Raw genomic sequence first — 321 nt, 5'->3', positions numbered from 1 at the left:
GTGTGGGAGTCGATCTTCTCGACCTTGATGTCCTTGTAGGCGCCGGTCGTATAGGCGGCGGTGGCCGGATCGGCGGCATATTCCCAGGTGAAGACGACGTCATCCGCGGTGAACGGCTTGCCGTCATGCCATTTGACGCCCTGCTTCAGCTTCCAGATCACTTCCTTGCCGTCGGCAGACACTCCGCCATTGGCCTTGGTCGGGATCTCGGCGGCGAGTTGGGGAACGAGATTGCCGTCCTTGTCCCAGCCGGCGAGCGGCTCGAAGAAAACGCGCGAGGCGATCTGGTCCTTGGTGCCGCTGGCGAAAGGCGAAATGCGG

The 321-nt window shown here is 62.6% G+C and carries 1 protein-coding gene; it reads right to left on the bottom strand.

Annotated features, from left to right (window positions below; all coding sequences use genetic code 11):
- The coding region (locus AC1DIO_RS35645; protein WP_476854993.1) for an ABC transporter substrate-binding protein at window positions 1-321 on the bottom strand (321 nt) is incomplete at both ends.

The sequence above is a fragment of the Allobosea sp. 05T439 genome (assembly GCF_056396005.1).
This window is presented reverse-complemented; position numbering and strand designations above follow the sequence as displayed.